Source organism: Burkholderia sp. TSV86, assembly GCF_001522865.1.
In the GTDB taxonomy this organism is placed as follows: domain Bacteria; phylum Pseudomonadota; class Gammaproteobacteria; order Burkholderiales; family Burkholderiaceae; genus Burkholderia.
Genome location: NZ_LOWB01000047.1, coordinates 48,787 through 66,818, shown reverse-complemented (window position 1 = coordinate 66,818; position 18,032 = coordinate 48,787). Strand labels below are relative to the sequence as shown.

The window sequence follows — 18,032 nt, the reverse complement described above, 5'->3', positions numbered from 1 at the left end:
ACGAAACCGGCAAAACGCGCTATTGCGGCAGCGCCGGCTCGGCAAGTGCTTGTTCGCGCACATTGCCGGGCGCTTCCCGCCGCGCCTCAACCGCCGCGCTTCAATTGCTCGATTTGCCGCGCCCAGCGGGCCAGCACATCGGGGGCGTCGGCGGCGAGTTCGAACGTGATGCCCGAGACCACGCGCGCATAGCCGACGCGCTGCGCCTCGCCGCCCGTGAGCGTCGCGGCGAAGCGCGCGAGGCCATCGACGGTCGAGTCGATCGAATCGATACGCAATTGCGCTTGATGGAACGCCCGGCCGGCGACGAATGTGAGCGTCGCGGCGCGGTATGCAATCAGCGCACGCGCGGTGCGCGAATCCGGCCATAACGAAAAGCGCAGCGTATGCGCGTCGGGAGCGTAAAGCTCGCCCGCGCTCAGCAACGTCGTGCGCGGCTGCGGCGGTTCGATGCCGCGATCGACGACCACAAGCGCGGCCGTCCAACCCGCCTTGCCCGCCAGCGCTTCACCATCGAGCAGCGCGAGCGCGGCGGCTGGCCACGCGTCATAAGCGGCGCGCTCGAACGCGCGCCTATCCGGATCGGTCATCGATGCTTTTCCTGCGACACGGCTCTGCGCGCCTATCCTGCTCGCGCGATCAAATCAACGAAAGAACACGTGCTGCGTGAGTTTCGCGAGCGGATAGTGAACGCTCGGCTGGATCTTCGCGGGCAAATCGAGCGGCTTGAGCAGCATCTTCACGCACATGTCGGCGGATAGATTACGCCGCACCAGCGCGCTCACGCGCGCCGTGAGCGCGCGGCAATGAGCGGAATCGCTCACGCGATCCGGGTAGCGGACCGCGAATACATGCCGCAACGCAATTTCCGAATCCTCATTGCGGATCTCCAGCACACGCCGCGCCAATGCGCCGAGCACCGCGAGCCGGCCGTTGCCCTCGATCTTGTTGTACTTCTTGAAATAGCGGAAGAAGTGCTTGTAGTGGCGCACCTCGTCGGTGCGGATGTTGTCGGTGATTTCCTTGAGCACGGGCTCGTCCGAGCATTCGTTGATTGCGCGATACAACGTCGCGGTGCCCGTCTCGACGACGCAGCGCGCGACCATCTCGAGCGCACGCGTCTTCTCGAACGCCTCGAGCGAGCAGGTTTTCGAATATTCGTCGAAGAAATTCGCAAACGCCAGATCCCAATCGAACTCCGGCCACACGTAGGCGATATAAGCCTTCAGCGCGCGGCCGTGCTGCAGCTCCTCGCACTCCCATTCATGGTTGAGCCATGCGGACACTTCGGGGTCGTCGTCGAAGAACTGGCTCAGATTGCTCGTGTACAGATCGGAGCCGCTTTCGATGAACGAAGCAGCGCACAGCAACAGCAACAAATCCTCGTTCGCTACCGCGCGTTGACGGTCGATACGCGTCAGGTCGATGTCTTCGATGCGCCAAGGCATCTCGTGCGTGGTGTCAGCCAACATGTTTCGCGCTCCCAAGCGCCGCCCGCGTCCATCATGAAAGCCACGCTGCGCGCGGCTTCCCGCCGGAGGCGGCGCGTTGCAATCGGTTGTTCGGCATATCCGGCCATCTTAGCCGGATTTTTTCGATCGTGTCTTGAAGCAATGACCGCGACCGGCAGCGTCGGTTCGATTATCACGCAATATTAGAATCCGTTATCCGATGTGAGGAATTCGAAAGGCACGGGATAAATCCGCAGGCCATTTCGTTTCGTGTGCAATCCGTACCGGCAGCGAATGCCGGCCGGTGCGATACGGGAGGATGAGCGCACGGGCAACGCCGCCGCATGCGTCGGCGCGGCGTGCAAAACGGCCTGGACGGGCGGATTGCGCTTGGCGCGGCCGGGCTTATTCCGTCAGGGCCGTCCTGCTTGACCGGTTGGCGTCGTCAGTATCCCGCCGCCAAGCCGTCGCGCCGGCTGTCGCTCGCCGCGACATAGCCGCGCTCCGGCTCGCCGTGATCAAGCCGCCAGATGAACTGGCCCGAACCGAAGTCCATGTAAGGATCATCGACCGACTGGATCGTGTGGCCGCGGGCCGCCAGTTCGGCCGCGACGGCCGGCTCGAAGGTCGCTTCGACGTCGAGCGTGAACGTGCGGCTCACCTTCCAGCGCGGCGCGTCGCACGCGGCCTGCGGCTGCTGGCCATAGCCGAGCATGCGCACGATCGTCTGCAGATGGCCTTGCGGCTGCATGTCGCCGCCCATCACGCCGAAGCTCATCACCGCCTCGCGCACGCCATTGGCTTCGCGCGTGACGAACGCGGGAATGATCGTGTGAAACGGCCGCTTGCCGCCCGCCACGACGTTCGGCGAAGCCGGGTCCATCGAGAAGCCCACGCCGCGGTTCTGCAACGCAATGCCCGTGCCCGGCACGACGAGCCCCGAGCCGAAGCCCATGTAGTTCGACTGGATCAAGCTCACCATCATTCCGCGCTCGTCCGCCGCCGACAGATAGACGGTGCCGCCCGCGCGCGGCATCCCGAACCGGAAGTGCGTCGCGCGCTTCATGTCGATCAGCTTCGCGCGCGCATCCAGATACGCATCGTCGAGCATCTGCGCGGGCGTGACCGTCATCGCGCGCGGATCGGCAACATAGCGGTAGAGGTCGGCGAACGCGAGCTTCATCGCCTCGATCTGCACATGCTGCGCATCGGCGGAATCGAGCGGCAGGCTCGCGAGATCGAAGCGCTCGGCAATGCCGAGCGCGATTAACGCGGCAATCCCCTGCCCGTTCGGCGGAATCTCGTGCACCGTGTAGCCGAGGTAATCGCGGCCGATCGGCTCGACCCATTCGGGCCGGTACGCGCGCAGATCGGCCGCCGTCAGCGCGCCGCCGCCCTCGCGGAAAAATGCGGCGATCGTCTCGGCGATTTCGCCTTCGTAGAACGCGCGCGCGCCCTCGGCGGCAAGGGTGCGCAGCGTCTTCGCGTGCCCCGGCAGGCGCACGAGTTCACTCACGTCAGGTGCGCGCCCGCGCGGCATGAAGGTTTCGGCAAAGCCAGGCTGCCCCGCGAGTTCGGGCACCGCCGCCGCCCATTTGTGCGCGACGATCGACGCGACCGCGTGCCCGCGCTCGGCGAGTTCGATCGCCGGCTCGAGCAAATCGGCAAACGGCAATGAGCCGAACTTCGCGGACAACGCCTCCCAGCCGGCGATCACGCCGGGCACCGTGACGGTGTCCCAGCCGCGCGTCGGCTGCCGCGCGAGGCCGTTGCCCGCTTCGCCGTGCCGCCGGCGGAAATAGTCGACGCTCCAGCGCGCGGGCGCCACGCCCGATGCATTGAGCCCGGTGAGCTTCGCACCGTCCCAGACGAGCGCGAACGCGTCGCCGCCAAGCCCGCACGACACCGGCTCGACGACCGTCAGCACGGCCGCCGCCGCAAGCGCCGCGTCGACCGCGTTGCCGCCCTTCCACAACATTCTGAGCCCGGCCTGCGCGGCAAGCGGATGCGATGTCGATACGATGTTGCGCGCGAACACGGGCATACGCGTCGTCGGGTACGGATTGCGCCAAGCGAAAGGCGTCGCGCCGGCACGCGGCGTCTCGAGCCGCCGTTCGCCGCAACGGCCGGCATCGCCGGGTTCACCGGTTTCGCGAAGATGGGCCGCACGCGGCGTGTTCGGAGAGGAACTCATGATGGGCACCCGGATGGCAAAGCGGAACCGGTCATTGCAGCGCGAACGCAGCGTTCCAACAAATTCATTTGTCACATAAATCCATGCGCAAATAGCATGAATACGCACGAACACGCCTTACAATGCGGGAACGCTACCCGCCCACCGATCAATCGAGCCGAATCGGACACCGAAACAGCCTATGACACGAGACCCCCGCCTCACCCTGAACGCGCGCCAACAGGAATTGCTCGAATGGGTGCAGCGCGACGGCTTCGTCACCGTCGACGATCTTGCCGCACATTTCAGCGTCACCCCGCAAACCATCCGCCGCGACGTCAACTGGCTCGCCGATCTGAACCTGCTGCGCCGCTACCACGGCGGCGCGAGCCTGCCGACAAGCTCGGAAAACGTGTCGTACACTGCGCGTCAACGGATGTTTCACGACGAGAAACGCCGGATCGCGGCGCTCGCCGCATCGCACATCCCGGATCAGGCTTCGCTCTTCATCAATCTCGGCACGACGACCGAGGAGGTCGCACGGGCGCTGAACCGCCACCGCGGCCTGCACGTAATCACGAACAATCTGAACGTCGCAAGCATGATGAGCGGCTACCCCGAATGCGAGGTGCTGATCACGGGCGGCATCGTGCGGCCGTGGGACAAAGGCATCGTCGGCGAACTCGCGATCGATTTCATCCGCCAGTTCAAGGTCGATTACGCGATCATCGGCACCTCGGCGATCGAAACCGACGGCACGCTGCGCGATTTCGACACGCGCGAGGTCCGGGTGGCCGAGGCGATCATCGAGCACGCGCGCACCGTCTATCTCGTCACCGATCATTCGAAATTCGGCCGCCCCGCGCTCGTGCGCCAAGGGCACCTGAATCAGATCCACGTCCTTTTCACCGACAAGCAGCCGCCCGACGAAATGGCCGAGACCATCGCCCAAGCGGGCACGCAAGTCTACGTCGCCGACTGACCGGCCGCGCGCCGCACACTGCTGCGCCGCACCCAGAACTTCAAGTGAAATCAAGGAATTGCCGCGCCCATCAGGCCATTTGCCGGTTCCCCTGATGTCAATCAAAAAATTATTGGGGCGCGATTTGTAGATGCCCGCCGGCTTGACTAAACTCCAATTCCCCGGCGCGGTTGCACGCGTGACGTGCAACCGGGGCGACGTCGATCGCATCATGGCCGGGCAGCGGCTTTCCCCCCAACGCCTTCCCTTGCTGGGTAACTCGGCCGGACTCATGTACCGGCCATTTCGACAGTATGGTTGTCTTGGAGAGAACGATGCTAAGTCCGCATGAATTCGCCACGCTGTTGCTTGTGAAGGATGCCCCCGATCAAGCCGACATGGACCGCGACGAACTCGACGCGCTGCTTGAACGGCAACTCGTGAAGCTGGAATCGCTCGGCTCCGGCAAAAAATACTGCGTCACCGAAAGCGGCGACGCCGCGCTGCGTTCGATCAAGCTGCGCTATTCATGATGCGCCGCGCGCGGCGCATCCCGCGTGCGCCCGCGCGCCTTTTCTCCACCCGCCTTGCGTCAGCCGCCGCGCAGCGTCGGATCGACTGCCGCGCGCCAGCTTAGCGCCCGCGCGCGCGCTTCGTTCAAATAATTGACCCAACGGCCACGCTCGGCCGGGTCATGGCTCGACGCCTGCGCCGCATACTGCCGCGAAAGTTCGTTTTCGAATGCGCAGAATCGCTCATCCGTCAGCTTGCCGTGGCGCTTGGCCACCCACGCATCGGATAACGCCGAATAGACGGCGCCCGCATCGTCACCGTAATCGCGCGCGTCGCCGCAGGTGTGTTGCAGCTCCGCAAGCGACGCCCCGCCCCACGCCCCGGACAAAAAGCCGCCACCCGCACATCCGGCCACGCACGCCAACGCGCCAGCCGCAATCAGGGTCCGCATGTGCCACCTCTCTAGACAATGTCCCGCCAGTATCGTCGGTTAGCGCACACTGCGCCACTGACCCTCAAAGGCGAACTTTACTTTTTCGAATTCGCTCGCTAAAGTTCGATTTCGAACATTTCGAGTTCGGTTATTTTGTATTACGAAAAGATAGGACAGAGGGTGACACAACAGCATCGCTATGACCTGCTCGTCGTCGGTGGAGGAGTCAACGGCGCGGGCATCGCACGTGACGCAGCCGGCCGCGGCCTGTCCGTGCTCGTTTGCGAGCAGGACGACCTCGCATCGCATACGTCGTCGTCGAGCACGAAGCTGATCCACGGCGGCCTGCGCTATCTCGAATACAAGGAATTCGGGCTCGTGCGCAAGGCGCTCCAAGAACGCGAGACGCTCTTGCGCGCGGCGCCGCACATCATCGGGCCGCTGCGCTTCGTGATGCCGCACATGCCGAACCTGCGTCCGGCGTGGCTGATCCGCATCGGCCTGTTTCTCTACGATCATCTCGCCAAGCGCGACCTGCTGCCCGGCTCGCGCGGCATCACCATGAACCGCCACCCGGCGGGCGCGCCGCTCGTCGACACGATCAAGCGCGGCTTCGTCTATTCCGACGGCTGGGTCGACGACGCGCGGCTCGTCGTGCTGAACGCGCTCGATGCAAAAGAACGCGGCGCCGAGATCCTCACCCGCACGAAGCTCGTGTCGGCCGAGCGCCGCGACGGCGAATGGCTCGCGCAGCTTCAGCGCGCCGACGGCTCGACGCTCGCCGTGCGCGCGCGCGCGATCGCGAATGCGGCGGGCCCCTGGGTCGGCGACGTGCTGCACGGCGCGCTCGCGCGCGGCGCGCATCATAGCGTGCGGCTCGTCAAGGGCAGCCACATCGTCACGCGCCGGCTGTTCGATCACGACCACGCCTACATTTTCCAGAACCCGGACAAGCGGATCATCTTCGCGATTCCGTATGAGCGCGATTTCACGCTGATCGGCACGACGGACGTCGCGTACCAAAGCGATCCGGCGCGCGTCGCGATCGACCGCGACGAAACGCAATATCTTTGCGAGTCGATCAATCGCTATTTCAAGCGTAAGATCTCGCCCGCCGACGTCTGCTGGACGTATTCCGGCGTGCGTCCGCTGCTCGAAGACGAAAACTCGGACAATCCGTCGGCCGTCACGCGCGATTACCGCCTCGAGATGGACGATGGCCAAGGCGCGCCGCTGCTGTCCGTTTTCGGCGGCAAGATCACGACGTTTCGCAAGCTCGCCGAGGAGGCAACCGATCTGCTGTGCAACGCGCTCGGCTCGCCGCAGCGCGGCTGGACGGCAGGCGTGCCGCTGCCGGGCGGTGACATCGCCGAGGCGCGCTTCGCGCCGTTCGCCGACGGCTTCGCGAAACGCCACCCGTGGCTGCCGGCCGCGCTCGCGCGCCGCTATGCGCGCGCCTACGGCACACGCGCCGAGCGCGTGATCGGTCAAGCGAAGTCGCTTGCCGAACTCGGCGCCGAGCTCGCGCCGGGGCTCTACGAAGCGGAATTGCGTTATCTGCGCGACGTCGAATGGGCGCGCTGCGCGGATGACGTGCTGTGGCGGCGCTCGAAGCTCGGCCTGCATGTCGCGCCGGGCACGCTCGACACCGTGACGGCGGCGCTCGACGCCTGGTTCGGCGGCGCGCGCGCGGCGGCGGGCGTCGCGCACTGACGCGCGCCCGGCGGCAACCGGCAGACAGGCTGGCCAATCTGCAACGCAACGCATGCGCCGCATTTGCGGCGCTAATCACAACTACGGATGGAGATGAGACAAATGCAGGATCAGTACATCCTCGCGCTCGACCAAGGCACGACCAGCTCCCGCGCCATGCTGTTCGATCGACAAGGCAACATCGTGTCGATCGCGCAAAAGGAATTCGCGCAGATCTACCCGCAGCCGGGCTGGGTCGAGCACGATCCGCAAGAAATCTGGTCGACGCAAGCGGGCGTCGCGGCGGAGGCCGTCACGCGGGTCGGCCTGAACGGCACGGCGATCGCCGCAATCGGCATCACCAATCAGCGCGAGACGACCATCGTCTGGGATCGCGACACCGGCCTGCCGGTCTATAACGCGATCGTCTGGCAGGATCGCCGCACCGCCGATTTCTGCGACCAATTGAAGGCGCAGGGCTTGAGCGAAAAGGTGCGGGCGAAAACCGGCTTGCCGATCGACGCGTATTTCTCGGCGACCAAGATCCGCTGGATTCTCGACAACGTCGACGGCGCGCGCGAAAAAGCGCGCCAGGGCAAGCTCGCGTTCGGCACGGTCGACAGCTGGCTCGTGTGGAACTTCACCAAGCACGAACTGCACGTGACGGACGTGACGAACGCGTCGCGCACGATGCTCTTCAACATCCATACGCTCGACTGGGACGACGAGTTGCTCGGCGCGCTCGATATCCCGCGCAGCATGCTGCCGCAGGTGAAGGCGTCGTCCGAGATCTACGGCCACACGAAGACCACGGTATTCGCGTCGAAACTGCCGCTCGCCGGCATCGCGGGCGACCAGCAAGCAGCGCTCTTCGGCCAGATGTGCACGACGTCCGGCATGGTGAAGAACACTTACGGCACCGGCTGCTTCCTGATGATGAACACCGGCGACAAGCCGATCGAGTCGAAGAACAACCTCGTCACGACGGTCGCCTGGCAAGTGGGCGGCAAGACCGCGTATGCGCTCGAAGGCAGCATCTTCATCGCGGGCGCGGTCGTCCAGTGGCTGCGCGACGGCCTCGGCATCATCAAGAGCGCCTCGGAGATCGAAGCGCTCGCAAACAGCGTCGCGCATACCGACGGCGTCTATCTGGTGCCCGCTTTCGCCGGCCTCGGCGCGCCGCACTGGAACGCGCGCGCGCGCGGCTCGCTGTTCGGCGTCACGCGCGGCACGACTTCCGCGCATCTGGCGCGCGCGGCGCTCGATTCGATCGCTTACCAGTCGCTCGACGTGCTGAAGGCGATGGAAGCCGATTCGGGCATCCGGATCGGCGAGCTGCGCGTCGACGGCGGTGCGAGCGCGAACAACCTGCTGATGCAGTTCCAGGCCGATCTGCTCGGCGTGGACGTGGTGCGTCCGCGCATCACCGAGACGACCGCGCTCGGCGCCGCGTATCTCGCGGGCCTCGCGATCGGCTACTGGGGCAGCATCGACGAAGTGCGCAGTCAATGGCAGCTCGAGCACCGCTTCGCGCCGGCGATGGCAAGCGCGCAAGTCGATACGTGCCTCGCGGGCTGGCAGCGCGCCGTGCGCGCTGCCAAGGCGTGGGCGGACGACACGCACTGAGCCCGCCCGATCCGATCCGGCTGAGCCGGCTGCATGCCGGCATCCATCACGAAAACGCATCACAACAAGCAGGCGGGCCGCGCGATACGAGCCGCGAGCCCGCCGCAACGGTAGAGAGACAATCATGTCACCATACATCGCAGAATTCATCGGCACGGCTCTGCTCGTGCTGCTCGGCAACGGCGCGGTCGCCAACGTGCTGCTTGCGAACACCAAAGGCAAAGGCGCCGACCTCATCGTCATCGTGATGGGCTGGGCGATGGCGGTGTTCGTCGCGGTCTACGTGACCGCGTCGTTCTCCGGCGCGCACCTGAATCCGATCGTCACGATCAGCCTCGCGCTCACGGGCAAGTTCGCGTGGTCGAAGGTGGCCGGCTATGTCGTATCGCAAATGCTGGGCGGCATGGCGGGCGCGCTGCTCGTCTGGCTCGCGTATCGCCAGCACTTCGCGAAGGAAGCCGATCCCGACCTGAAGCTCGCCGTGTTCTGCACCGCGCCCGCGATCCGCAGCGTCACGCACAACGTGCTGACTGAAGCAATCTGTACGTTCGTGCTGATTCTCGGCGTGTTGTATCTCGCATCGCCGCAAGTCGGCCTGGGTGCGCTCGACGCGCTGCCCGTCGGCCTTCTGGTGCTCGGTATCGGCATCTCGCTCGGCGGCCCGACGGGCTACGCGATGAGCCCCGCGCGCGACCTCTCGCCGCGCATCATGCACGCGCTGCTGCCGATTCCCGGCAAGCGCGACAGTGACTGGCGTTATGCGTGGATTCCGGTGATCGGGCCGCTCGTCGGCGGCGTGCTCGCGGCAAATCTCTATCTGTACCTGCACACGACGCACTGAGCCAAGCGGCGTGCCGCGGTACGAAATATCGCCCCTTCGCGCGGCAACGCGTGAAGGGGTTTTTGTTGGCAGCCGGCCTCGGCGGCGCTTGAGTGACGCTCGGCGGGCGGCGCGACCGAGCCTGCGGCAACAGCATGGCAGCGTCGGCCGCCGGCGCCCGCTGCTTGGCCTGCCCGCCGCGACGGTTGGCGCAGATCGGCGCGCTCGGCGTGGCCGGCTCTTCGCCGCTCGCGCACTGCGCAGCGATGGTGCACATTGCGCCGCGCCACCGCGCATCACCGATCACCGATTCGAGTGCGGCGGCAGCGTGGCTCAACCGCTTGAGTCGTTGCGCACCAATGGTCAAACGCGCGGTGAGCCGGCTGCGTGGATGGCGATGGCTGCCATCGCACCGCCGCGGCGCCGCGCGGTTACGCTTGAGCATCGAGCGTGCGCCGCGCCAAAGCACGTATCATGACGCTTCGTTGCATTCCTCGTTCCGTTTCCCCATGCTTGACCATCTCATCTGCGATTGCGACGGCGTGCTCGTCGACAGTGAAGTGATCGCCGATCGCGTGCTGTTCGACACACTGTCCGCCACGTTCCCCGCGATCGATTTCGAGGCCGACGCAAAAGCCGCATTCGGCCAACAAACATCGCGCTTTCTAGCCGGCCTCGAAACACGCCACGACATTGCGATGCCGGCGAATTTTCTCGAGACGATCGAGCACAACATCGAAATCGCACTCGCGCAACAGCTCAAGCCGATCAACGGCGTGCGCGATGCATTGTCGAAAATTCCACTGCCCGCGGCTGTCGTGTCGAACAGCCGCCTCGAGCGGGTGCGACGCTCGCTCGAGCGCGCGTCGCTCACCGACGTATTCGGCGAGCGCATTTTCAGCGCGCAGCAAGTGGCGCGCCCCAAACCCTACCCGGATGTCTACCTGCATGCGGCCCAAGCGCTCGGGGTCGAGCCGGCGCGCTGCGTCGTGGTCGAGGACAGCGTGTCGGGGCTGAATGCGGCGCGCGCGGCCGGCATGAAGACGATCGCATTCGTCGGCGCAAGCCACATCCCCGAAGGCTACGCGGATACGCTGCGCAACATGGGGATCGCGCGAATCATCTGTTCGATGGAGGAATTGCCCGCGCTCGTCGACGCGGGCATGCAAGGCAAGTTCGGCAGCGCGCAGTCCTGAAATCGCGCGCCCGACCGCGGCGCTGCCGCGATGCATGCGGCAGCGCCGCATACCGGCTTACGCCGGGTCCGCGCAGTACACGTCGCGCGCCTCTCGCGCTTCGCGCTCGCGCAGTGCCGCAAGACGCGCGCGAAACGCCGCCAATTCGGCGATCGTCAGCATCGGCAGCCCATGCTGCTCGGCAAAGCGTTCGACATCCGCGCCGCGCGTCATCGTGCCGTCCGGATTCATCAGCTCGCACAGCACGCCCGCAGGCTGCAAGCCCGCGAGAATCGCGAGATCGACAGTGCCTTCGGTATGGCCGCGCCGCGCCAGCACGCCGCCCGGCGCCGCGCGCAACGGGAACACGTGGCCGGGGCGCACGATATCGGACGGTTTCGCGTCGTTGGCAATCGCCGCACGGATCGTCGTCACGCGATCGGCCGCCGACACCCCCGTCGACACACCAACGCGCGCCTCGATCGACACCGTGAACGCCGTGCCGTTCCTGCTCTCGTTCAACACCGCCATCGGCGGCAATTCGAGCGCGCGTACCTTCGCATCGGTCAGGCATAGGCACACGATGCCGCTGCACTCGCGAATGAGCAGCGCCATCGTTTCGGTGCTCAGCCGCTCGGCGGCGACGATCAGATCGGCTTCGTTCTCTCGATCGTGATCATCCTGCAGCACGACCGCGCGCCCGGCTCGCAATGCGGCGAGCGCGGCAGCAATGCGCGGCGGCACCGGTTCGGTTTCGAGCAATGGAAGATCGGAAAATGCATCGGCGGGAGCCGACGACAAAGGCAACGGAAACGACATGATGTGAAACGCTCCTCGCGGATAAAAATTGGGCGAAAAACGTTTCAGGGCTTTGCAAATAGACAGCGCGACGCCGCCGGCGCGGCACGCGGACAACGCCGCGCGCCAGACGAGGCTGCGCACTGGACCATCTGCACATCTTCTTTCATCCGGACTGTGACCGTCGGCTCTGGCATCGGACCAGATCTGCTGACCCCGCGCATCATCGCGCGGGCGCTCGCGGGCTCACCGGCACTAGGCCGGCCTACCGCCGGTGGGGAATTCCGCCCCGCCCTGAAGACGCATGAATGCCGGATCGACCGGCGGATGAAGCATACAGCAGCGCGGAAATCGCCGCAGCGAGAACCCGCCAAGACCCTACTGAAGACACTGTCTAAACCGGCGCGCTTGCCGTGCCGGACAACCTCGGCCCGGCAAACCGCTATGCCGGCACCTGCCAGCGCGGCGGAATCTCCGCATTCACCGTGACGCGAAACGCACGCGCCTCGGTATCGCCCGGGTTGCGCAGCGTATACGGCTGATCGGCGTCGAACACGATGGCGTCGCCCGTCGCGAGCAACTGGCGGCGATCGTGCACGCTCAACTCGAGCGTGCCTTCGCTGACGACGAGATTGATGCTCGTGCCCGGCGCGCGCGGCGTACCGGCCTCGGTATGCAGCGGCGAAATCCGCAGCTCGTGGAATTCGGCAACGGCGGATTCGCCTTCCGGATAAAGTGCGCGCGCGGAGAAACGCCCGTTCGAGCTGACGACGCGCACCGCGCGATCGGCGGCCAGATGCTCGAAGCCATTGAGTGCATGACGCCGCAGAAACGCGGCGACCGATACCCTCAGCGCCGCCGCGACCTTGCAGAGCACCTTGATCGACGGCACGCTACGTGCCGACTCGATCTGCGCGAGCATCGCGCGCGACACGCCGGACAGCCGCGCGAGCGCATCGAGCGACAGCTGGCGCTCGGCGCGCAAGCGCGCGAGATTCACGCCGACGAGCCGCTCGAGCGCGTCGAATTCATGCGAAGCCGCGGCCGACGCGGCGGCATCCGGGGAAGACACATCGCGCACGAGCGCCAACGGAGAATGCATGACGTTACCTCCAAGGCCACAACCAGCCCAGAACTCAAGTGAGGCAAGACTAGCACCCGCGTCGCGCCGGTCAAACAAAGTTATCTTCACACTGTTATCAGGATTGCAGAGGACAGCGCGCCGCCGTATGTCATCGCGCCGCTGCAGCCGCCCCGGCCGACGCTCGCGCATCGAGCCGCGCGGCGAGCGCCGTGACCGCGATCGCCGCGAGCGTGACCACGGCCGCCACCCAGGGCAGCGCATCGAGCGCCAAACCGTGCGTGAGCGCGACGCCACCCGCATTGCCCGCGTTGAACGCGCCGATATTGAGCGTCGACGCGAGATTCGGCGCATGCGCGGCCTTCTCGACAACGCGCATCTGCAACGGCGGCACCGTCGCGAACGCGGCGATCCCCCAGACGAACACCGTGACGGCGGCCGCGGCGGGCAGATGGCTGGTTCTCGCGAACACCGCCATCACCGCCGCGAGCACGGCAAGGATCGCGATCAGCGAGCGCATCAGCGCGCGATCCGCGAGCTTGCCGCCGATCGTGTTGCCGATCGTGAGCCCAACGCCGAACAGCACGAGGATCAATGCGACCGAACGCGGCGCGAAACCCGTCACGTCCTCGAGAATCGGCGTGATATACGTGAACACGACGAACACGCCGCCGAAGCCGAGCACCGTCATCGCGAGCGCGAGCCATACCTGCGGCTCTTTCAGCACGCTCAGCTCGCGGCCGAACGCGACGCGCGCCGCATCGGGCTGCTTCGGCACGAGCGCCGCGATGCCCGCGAGCGACGCGACGCCAAGCGCCGCGACGATCCAGAACGTCGTGCGCCAGCCGAGCGTCTGGCCGACGAAAGTGCCGAACGGCACGCCGAGCACGGTGGCGAGCGTGAGTCCGGTAAACATCAACGCGATCGCGCTCGCCCGCTTGGTCGGCGACACCAGCGATGCGGCGACGACCGAGCCGATCCCGAAAAACGAACCGTGCGCGAACGATGTGACCACGCGCGCGACCATCAGCATCGCGTAGCCGTGCGCGAGTGCGCACAGCACGTTGCCGACGATGAAGATCGCCATCAGCAATTGCAGCGCCGCCTTGCGCGGCATCCGGCTCGTGAGCACGGCAAGAAGCGGCGCCCCCGCCGCGACGCCGAGCGCATAGCCGCTCACGAGCAGCCCGGCGGCGGGCAGCGTCACCGCGAGGTCGCGCGCGACATCGGGCAGCAAGCCCATGATGACGAATTCGGTGGTGCCGATCGCGAAGGCGCTGATCGCGAGCGCGAGCAACGGTAAAGGCATGAAATTCTCCTGATCCAAGTTTTGATGCGAATCCTGACGATAAGCACGGCGGCGCCGTTCATCCCGCACCGCAACGTGCGCGCATTGTCTCGAATCAGTGAATATTTGATAATTGGCGTAGCATTTGAAGCATTTTCAAACGCCGTTGAAAAATCGCATGGACCGACTGGGAGATATCCGCTTGTTCGTCGAGGCTGCGGACCTGGGCAGCCTGTCAGCCGCGGGACGCAAGCTCAACTTGACGCCCGCCGCCGCGAGCGCGCGGCTTGCGAAGCTCGAGGCGCAGGTGTCGACGCGGCTGTTCGAGCGCTCAACGCGCCGGCTGCGGCTCACCGACGAAGGGCGGCTCTATCTGAACTGCTGCCGCCAAGCGCTGCAGGCGCTCGACGACGCCGACGCGATGCTGCAGGAGGGCCGCCATGCCGTGAGCGGCAAGGTGCGGCTGTCGTCGACGTCGGATTTCGGCCGCCATCTGCTGCTCGACTGGTTAGACGCCTTCATCGTCCGCTATCCGGACGTGCGGTTTTCGCTCACGGCGTCCGATTCGTCGTCGAATCTGTGGCAGGACGAGATCGATCTCGCGATCCGCTTCGCGGCACCTCCGGACGGCGCGCTCGTCGCGCGGCGCCTCGCGACGAACCGGCGGGTGCTGTGCGCGTCGCCCGCGTTCGTCGCGGCGCACGGCGCGCCGGAGGACCCGCACGATCTGGCGCGTTTTCCGTGCAACGTGATCACGATCGCGTCCGGGCCGATGAACGTATGGCGCTTCACGCGCGGCAACGAAACGCAGACCTACACCGTGCCGCTCGATAACGCGCACGAAACGAACGACGGCGGCCTCACGCGCGAATGGACGATCCGCGGCTACGGGATCGCGCTGAAGTCGATCTGGGATATCGCGGGCGACGTCCGCGCGGGCCGCTTGCAGGTGCTGCTGCCCGACTGGCGGCACCACGATGCGCCGCTGCACGCGATCTATCACAGCAAGCGTTACATGCCGCCGCGCGTGCGCGTGCTGCTCGATTACCTCGTCGAGCGCTTCGCGCAGGAAGAAGCCGCGCTCGACGATTTATTGAATGCGTGCCGCTGACGCAGGCGGGCCGGCAATACCGGCCAAGCCGGCCGGAAGCCGCGCAGCGCAGCGCGGCCGCGCCGCCGCCGTTGCTCATCCGGTTCCATCGCTCGCCGGGCGGTCCGAAAAGCTATAATGGAAAGCTTTCCCGGCGGCATCCTCTCCTCGCGACGCGCACATTGGCACCTGCGGCCGTGCGCGCCGCGTCGCACCGATCCGTCCCCCCAATCGATTTGAACGACGCCCCCAGGTCAACCACTGCGAACGGCGAACCCTCATGACCCAAAAAGTTTACGTCAAGACCTTCGGCTGCCAGATGAACGAGTACGACTCGGACAAAATGGTCGACGTGCTCCACGCTGCCGAAGGGCTGGAGAAGACCGACTCCCCCGAGGACGCGGACATCATCCTGTTCAACACCTGCTCGGTGCGCGAGAAGGCGCAGGAGAAAGTGTTTTCCGATCTCGGCCGCGTGCGCGAGCTGAAGGAGGCCAAGCCGGATCTGTTGATCGGCGTCGGCGGCTGCGTCGCGAGCCAGGAAGGTGCGTCGATCGTCGCGCGCGCGCCTTACGTCGACCTGGTGTTCGGCCCGCAAACGCTGCACCGGCTGCCGAAGATGATCGACGCGCGCCGCGCGAGCGGCCGCGCGCAAGTCGACATCACGTTTCCCGAGATCGAGAAGTTCGACCATCTGCCGCCCGCGCGCGTCGAGGGGCCGAGCGCGTTCGTGTCGATCATGGAAGGCTGCAGCAAGTTCTGCAGCTACTGCGTCGTGCCGTACACGCGCGGCGACGAAGTGTCGCGCCCGCTCGACGACGTGCTGACCGAAATCGCCGGCCTCGCCGACCAGGGCGTGCGCGAAGTGACGCTGCTCGGCCAGAACGTGAACGCCTATCGCGGCGCGCTGACCCGCGGCTCGTCCGCCAACGGGGCTTCGCTGGGGTCGCACGAGATCGCCGATTTCGCCACCCTGATCGAATACGTCGCCGAGATTCCCGGCATCGAGCGCATCCGCTACACGACGTCTCATCCGAAGGAGTTCACGCAACGGCTGATCGACGTCTACGCGAAGGTCGACAAGCTCGTCGATCACCTGCACCTGCCGGTCCAGCACGGCTGCGACCGGATCCTGATGGCCATGAAACGCGGCTATACGGTGCTCGAATACAAATCGGTGATTCGCAAGCTGCGCGCGATCCGCCCGAACCTGTCGCTGTCGACCGACATCATCGTCGGCTTTCCTGGCGAGACCGACGCCGATTTCGACAAGACGATGAAACTCGTCGACGAAATGAATTACGACACCAGTTTCTCGTTCATCTACAGCCCGCGCCCCGGCACGCCGGCCGCGAACCTCGCCGACGACACGCCGCGCGAAGTCAAGCTCAAACGGCTGCAACATCTGCAGGCGACCATCGATGCGAACGTCGTCCGGATCAGCGAAGCGATGGTCGGCAAGGTCGAGCGGATTCTCGTCGAAGGGCCGTCGCGTAAGGACCCGAACGAACTCGCGGGGCGCACCGAGAACAACCGGGTCGTCAATTTCCCCGCGCCCGTCGCATCGCACCCGCGCCTGATCGGCCAGATGGTCGACGTGACGATCAATCACGCTTATCCGCATTCGCTGCGCGGCGAGCTGGTGCTCGCGCACGACGATGCAAGCACGAACACGCACTGACGCGATACCCCGCCATCGCTGGAGCCCAACGCCACTTTGAAAACCGCCCAAGCACTGGAATTCACCGCGCCGCGCGACGACAACGCGCGCCTGGCCAACCTCTGCGGCCCGCTCGACGAAAACCTGCGCCAGATCGAACAGGCGCTCGACGTGACGCTGTCGCGCCGCGGCCACCGGATCGCGATCCGCGGCCGCGGCGCCAAGCTCGCGCTCGCCGCGCTCGAGGATTTCTACAACCGCGCGCGTGATCCGCTGTCGGTCGACGACATCCAGCTCGCGCTCGTCGAGGCGCGCCATCCGGGCAACCCGCGCCACACCGGCAACGGCGGCGACGAAATCGACGTGCGCCTGCGTGGCGACCCCGACCATCCGTTCGATGAGCCCGCCGGCGAACCCGCCGGCGAGGATGCGGCGCCCAAGCTCTACACGCGCCGCGCGGATCTGCGCGGCCGCACGCCCGCGCAGCGCGAGTACCTGAAGCAGATTCTGTCGCACGACGTCACGTTCGGCGTCGGGCCGGCGGGCACCGGCAAGACCTATCTGGCGGTCGCGTGTGCGGTCGACGCGCTCGAGCGCGACCAAGTCAAGCGGATCGTACTGACGCGCCCGGCGGTCGAGGCGGGCGAGCGGCTCGGCTTTCTGCCGGGCGATCTCGCGCAGAAGGTCGATCCATATCTGCGGCCGCTGTACGACGCGCTGTACGATCTGCTCGGCTTCGACAAAACCGCGAAGATGTTCGAGCGCCAGATGATCGAGATCGCGCCGCTCGCTTATATGCGCGGGCGCACGCTGAACCACGCGTTCATCATCCTCGACGAGGCGCAGAACACGACGCCCGAGCAGATGAAGATGTTTCTCACGCGGATCGGTTTCGGCTCGAAGGCGGTCGTCACCGGCGACACGACGCAGGTCGATCTGCCGCGCGGCCACAAGAGCGGCCTCATCGAGGCGCAACAGGTGCTCTCCGGCGTGCGCGGCATCGCGCTCACGCGCTTCTCGAGCGCCGATGTGGTGCGGCATCCGCTCGTCGCGCGGATCGTCGAGGCGTATGACGAATTTCACGCGCAGCGGCAGGACGACTAGGGCCGGTTCGCGCCGGTGACGGACTTGCGGGCGCCGCCGCTTCCGACGGCGCGCCTTTTCCGGCGGAACACGGCGTGCCGCGCTGCATCGCGCGGCGCGCACGCCGGATTCGCCGACCACCAGATCAGGCTTGGCGGCAAGACTCGATGATCAGGCTGCGCAAGGCC

At 66.0% G+C, this 18,032-nt stretch carries 16 protein-coding genes and 1 riboswitch; of the genes, 9 read left to right on the top strand and 7 right to left on the bottom strand.

What is annotated here, in order from left to right:
• Positions 1–86 precede the first annotated feature (86 nt).
• The 3 genes from WS68_RS08220 to WS68_RS08210 form a co-directional block, all read right to left on the bottom strand.
• Positions 87–590, bottom strand: coding sequence for a hypothetical protein (locus WS68_RS08220; protein ID WP_059570318.1), 504 nt, complete (start codon positions 588–590; stop codon positions 87–89).
• 54 nt (positions 591–644) lie between these two features.
• Positions 645–1,472 carry a ferritin-like domain-containing protein gene (locus WS68_RS08215; RefSeq protein WP_059570317.1) on the bottom strand — a complete coding sequence of 276 codons (828 nt, stop codon included), beginning with the start codon at positions 1,470–1,472 and terminating at the stop codon, positions 645–647.
• Positions 1,473–1,896: 424 nt separating this feature from the next.
• Complete coding sequence (locus WS68_RS08210; protein WP_059570344.1) at positions 1,897–3,495, bottom strand: gamma-glutamyltransferase family protein; 1,599 nt, start codon at positions 3,493–3,495, stop codon at positions 1,897–1,899.
• 331 nt (positions 3,496–3,826) lie between these two features.
• Between WS68_RS08210 and WS68_RS08205 the strand changes: the two genes are divergently transcribed.
• Positions 3,827–4,606 (top strand): DeoR/GlpR family DNA-binding transcription regulator, encoded by a 780-nt coding sequence (locus WS68_RS08205; protein ID WP_059570316.1) that lies wholly within the window; start codon positions 3,827–3,829, stop codon positions 4,604–4,606.
• A 314-nt stretch (positions 4,607–4,920) separates the two neighbouring features.
• Positions 4,921–5,118: a phage tail assembly chaperone gene (locus WS68_RS08200; protein ID WP_059519620.1), complete on the top strand. Its 198-nt coding sequence runs from the start codon at positions 4,921–4,923 to the stop codon at positions 5,116–5,118.
• A 59-nt stretch (positions 5,119–5,177) separates the two neighbouring features.
• Here the strand turns inward: WS68_RS08200 and WS68_RS08195 are convergent, their stop codons facing one another.
• Positions 5,178–5,549, bottom strand: a complete 372-nt coding sequence (locus WS68_RS08195; RefSeq protein WP_059570315.1) for a hypothetical protein — start codon at positions 5,547–5,549, stop codon at positions 5,178–5,180.
• 162 nt (positions 5,550–5,711) lie between these two features.
• Here WS68_RS08195 and glpD point away from each other — a divergent pair, with 162 nt between their 5' ends.
• From glpD to WS68_RS08175, 4 genes are all read left to right on the top strand, one after another.
• On the top strand, positions 5,712–7,244 hold the full coding sequence (gene glpD / locus WS68_RS08190; protein ID WP_059570314.1) for a glycerol-3-phosphate dehydrogenase: 1,533 nt from the start codon (positions 5,712–5,714) through the stop codon (positions 7,242–7,244).
• Between the two features lie 102 nt (positions 7,245–7,346).
• The gene (glpK, locus tag WS68_RS08185; protein WP_059570343.1) at positions 7,347–8,849 is read left to right on the top strand and encodes a glycerol kinase GlpK; all 1,503 of its coding nucleotides are present in this window, start codon (positions 7,347–7,349) and stop codon (positions 8,847–8,849) included.
• 124 nt (positions 8,850–8,973) lie between these two features.
• Positions 8,974–9,690: an MIP/aquaporin family protein gene (locus WS68_RS08180; protein ID WP_059570313.1), complete on the top strand. Its 717-nt coding sequence runs from the start codon at positions 8,974–8,976 to the stop codon at positions 9,688–9,690.
• 488 nt (positions 9,691–10,178) lie between these two features.
• On the top strand, positions 10,179–10,865 hold the full coding sequence (locus WS68_RS08175) for an HAD family hydrolase (RefSeq protein ID WP_059570342.1): 687 nt from the start codon (positions 10,179–10,181) through the stop codon (positions 10,863–10,865).
• A 57-nt stretch (positions 10,866–10,922) separates the two neighbouring features.
• On the opposite strand, the gene ribB is transcribed toward WS68_RS08175, so the two are convergent.
• The 3 genes from ribB to WS68_RS08160 form a co-directional block, all read right to left on the bottom strand.
• On the bottom strand, positions 10,923–11,663 hold the full coding sequence (gene ribB, locus WS68_RS08170; protein WP_059570341.1) for a 3,4-dihydroxy-2-butanone-4-phosphate synthase: 741 nt from the start codon (positions 11,661–11,663) through the stop codon (positions 10,923–10,925).
• Between the two features lie 133 nt (positions 11,664–11,796).
• Positions 11,797–11,948: riboswitch (FMN riboswitch) on the bottom strand.
• Between the two features lie 136 nt (positions 11,949–12,084).
• A complete protein-coding gene (locus WS68_RS08165) occupies positions 12,085–12,744 on the bottom strand; it encodes a helix-turn-helix domain-containing protein (RefSeq protein WP_059570312.1) in 660 nt (219 codons plus the stop codon).
• Between the two features lie 130 nt (positions 12,745–12,874).
• Entirely contained in the window at positions 12,875–14,032 is a 1,158-nt protein-coding gene (locus WS68_RS08160; RefSeq protein WP_059570340.1) for an MFS transporter, read from the bottom strand.
• A 157-nt stretch (positions 14,033–14,189) separates the two neighbouring features.
• On the opposite strand from WS68_RS08160, the gene WS68_RS08155 reads away from it, so the two are divergent.
• The 3 genes from WS68_RS08155 to WS68_RS08145 all read left to right on the top strand — a co-directional run bounded on the left by WS68_RS08155 (position 14,190) and on the right by WS68_RS08145 (position 17,865).
• Positions 14,190–15,122 (top strand): LysR family transcriptional regulator, encoded by a 933-nt coding sequence (locus WS68_RS08155; RefSeq protein ID WP_059570339.1) that lies wholly within the window; start codon positions 14,190–14,192, stop codon positions 15,120–15,122.
• A gap of 259 nt (positions 15,123–15,381) precedes the next feature.
• Entirely contained in the window at positions 15,382–16,782 is a 1,401-nt protein-coding gene (gene miaB / locus WS68_RS08150) for a tRNA (N6-isopentenyl adenosine(37)-C2)-methylthiotransferase MiaB (RefSeq protein WP_059570311.1), read from the top strand.
• 36 nt (positions 16,783–16,818) lie between these two features.
• Positions 16,819–17,865, top strand: a complete 1,047-nt coding sequence (locus WS68_RS08145; protein WP_059570310.1) for a PhoH family protein — start codon at positions 16,819–16,821, stop codon at positions 17,863–17,865.
• The last annotated feature ends 167 nt before the right edge of the window (positions 17,866–18,032 follow it).

What these genes read in the sequence shown, in the direction of transcription:
- WS68_RS08220 (WP_059570318.1), bottom strand. Translation starts at nt 590, where the DNA reads ATGACCGATCCGGATAGGCGCGCGTTCGAGCGCGCCGCTTATGACGCG.
- WS68_RS08215 (WP_059570317.1), bottom strand. Translation starts at nt 1,472, where the DNA reads ATGTTGGCTGACACCACGCACGAGATGCCTTGGCGCATCGAAGACATC.
- WS68_RS08210 (WP_059570344.1), bottom strand. Translation starts at nt 3,495, where the DNA reads ATGCCCGTGTTCGCGCGCAACATCGTATCGACATCGCATCCGCTTGCC.
- WS68_RS08205 (WP_059570316.1), top strand. Translation starts at nt 3,827, where the DNA reads ATGACACGAGACCCCCGCCTCACCCTGAACGCGCGCCAACAGGAATTG.
- WS68_RS08200 (WP_059519620.1), top strand. Translation starts at nt 4,921, where the DNA reads ATGCTAAGTCCGCATGAATTCGCCACGCTGTTGCTTGTGAAGGATGCC.
- WS68_RS08195 (WP_059570315.1), bottom strand. Translation starts at nt 5,549, where the DNA reads ATGCGGACCCTGATTGCGGCTGGCGCGTTGGCGTGCGTGGCCGGATGT.
- glpK (WP_059570343.1), top strand. Translation starts at nt 7,347, where the DNA reads ATGCAGGATCAGTACATCCTCGCGCTCGACCAAGGCACGACCAGCTCC.
- WS68_RS08180 (WP_059570313.1), top strand. Translation starts at nt 8,974, where the DNA reads ATGTCACCATACATCGCAGAATTCATCGGCACGGCTCTGCTCGTGCTG.
- WS68_RS08175 (WP_059570342.1), top strand. Translation starts at nt 10,179, where the DNA reads ATGCTTGACCATCTCATCTGCGATTGCGACGGCGTGCTCGTCGACAGT.
- ribB (WP_059570341.1), bottom strand. Translation starts at nt 11,663, where the DNA reads ATGTCGTTTCCGTTGCCTTTGTCGTCGGCTCCCGCCGATGCATTTTCC.
- WS68_RS08165 (WP_059570312.1), bottom strand. Translation starts at nt 12,744, where the DNA reads ATGCATTCTCCGTTGGCGCTCGTGCGCGATGTGTCTTCCCCGGATGCC.
- WS68_RS08160 (WP_059570340.1), bottom strand. Translation starts at nt 14,032, where the DNA reads ATGCCTTTACCGTTGCTCGCGCTCGCGATCAGCGCCTTCGCGATCGGC.
- WS68_RS08155 (WP_059570339.1), top strand. Translation starts at nt 14,190, where the DNA reads ATGGACCGACTGGGAGATATCCGCTTGTTCGTCGAGGCTGCGGACCTG.
- miaB (WP_059570311.1), top strand. Translation starts at nt 15,382, where the DNA reads ATGACCCAAAAAGTTTACGTCAAGACCTTCGGCTGCCAGATGAACGAG.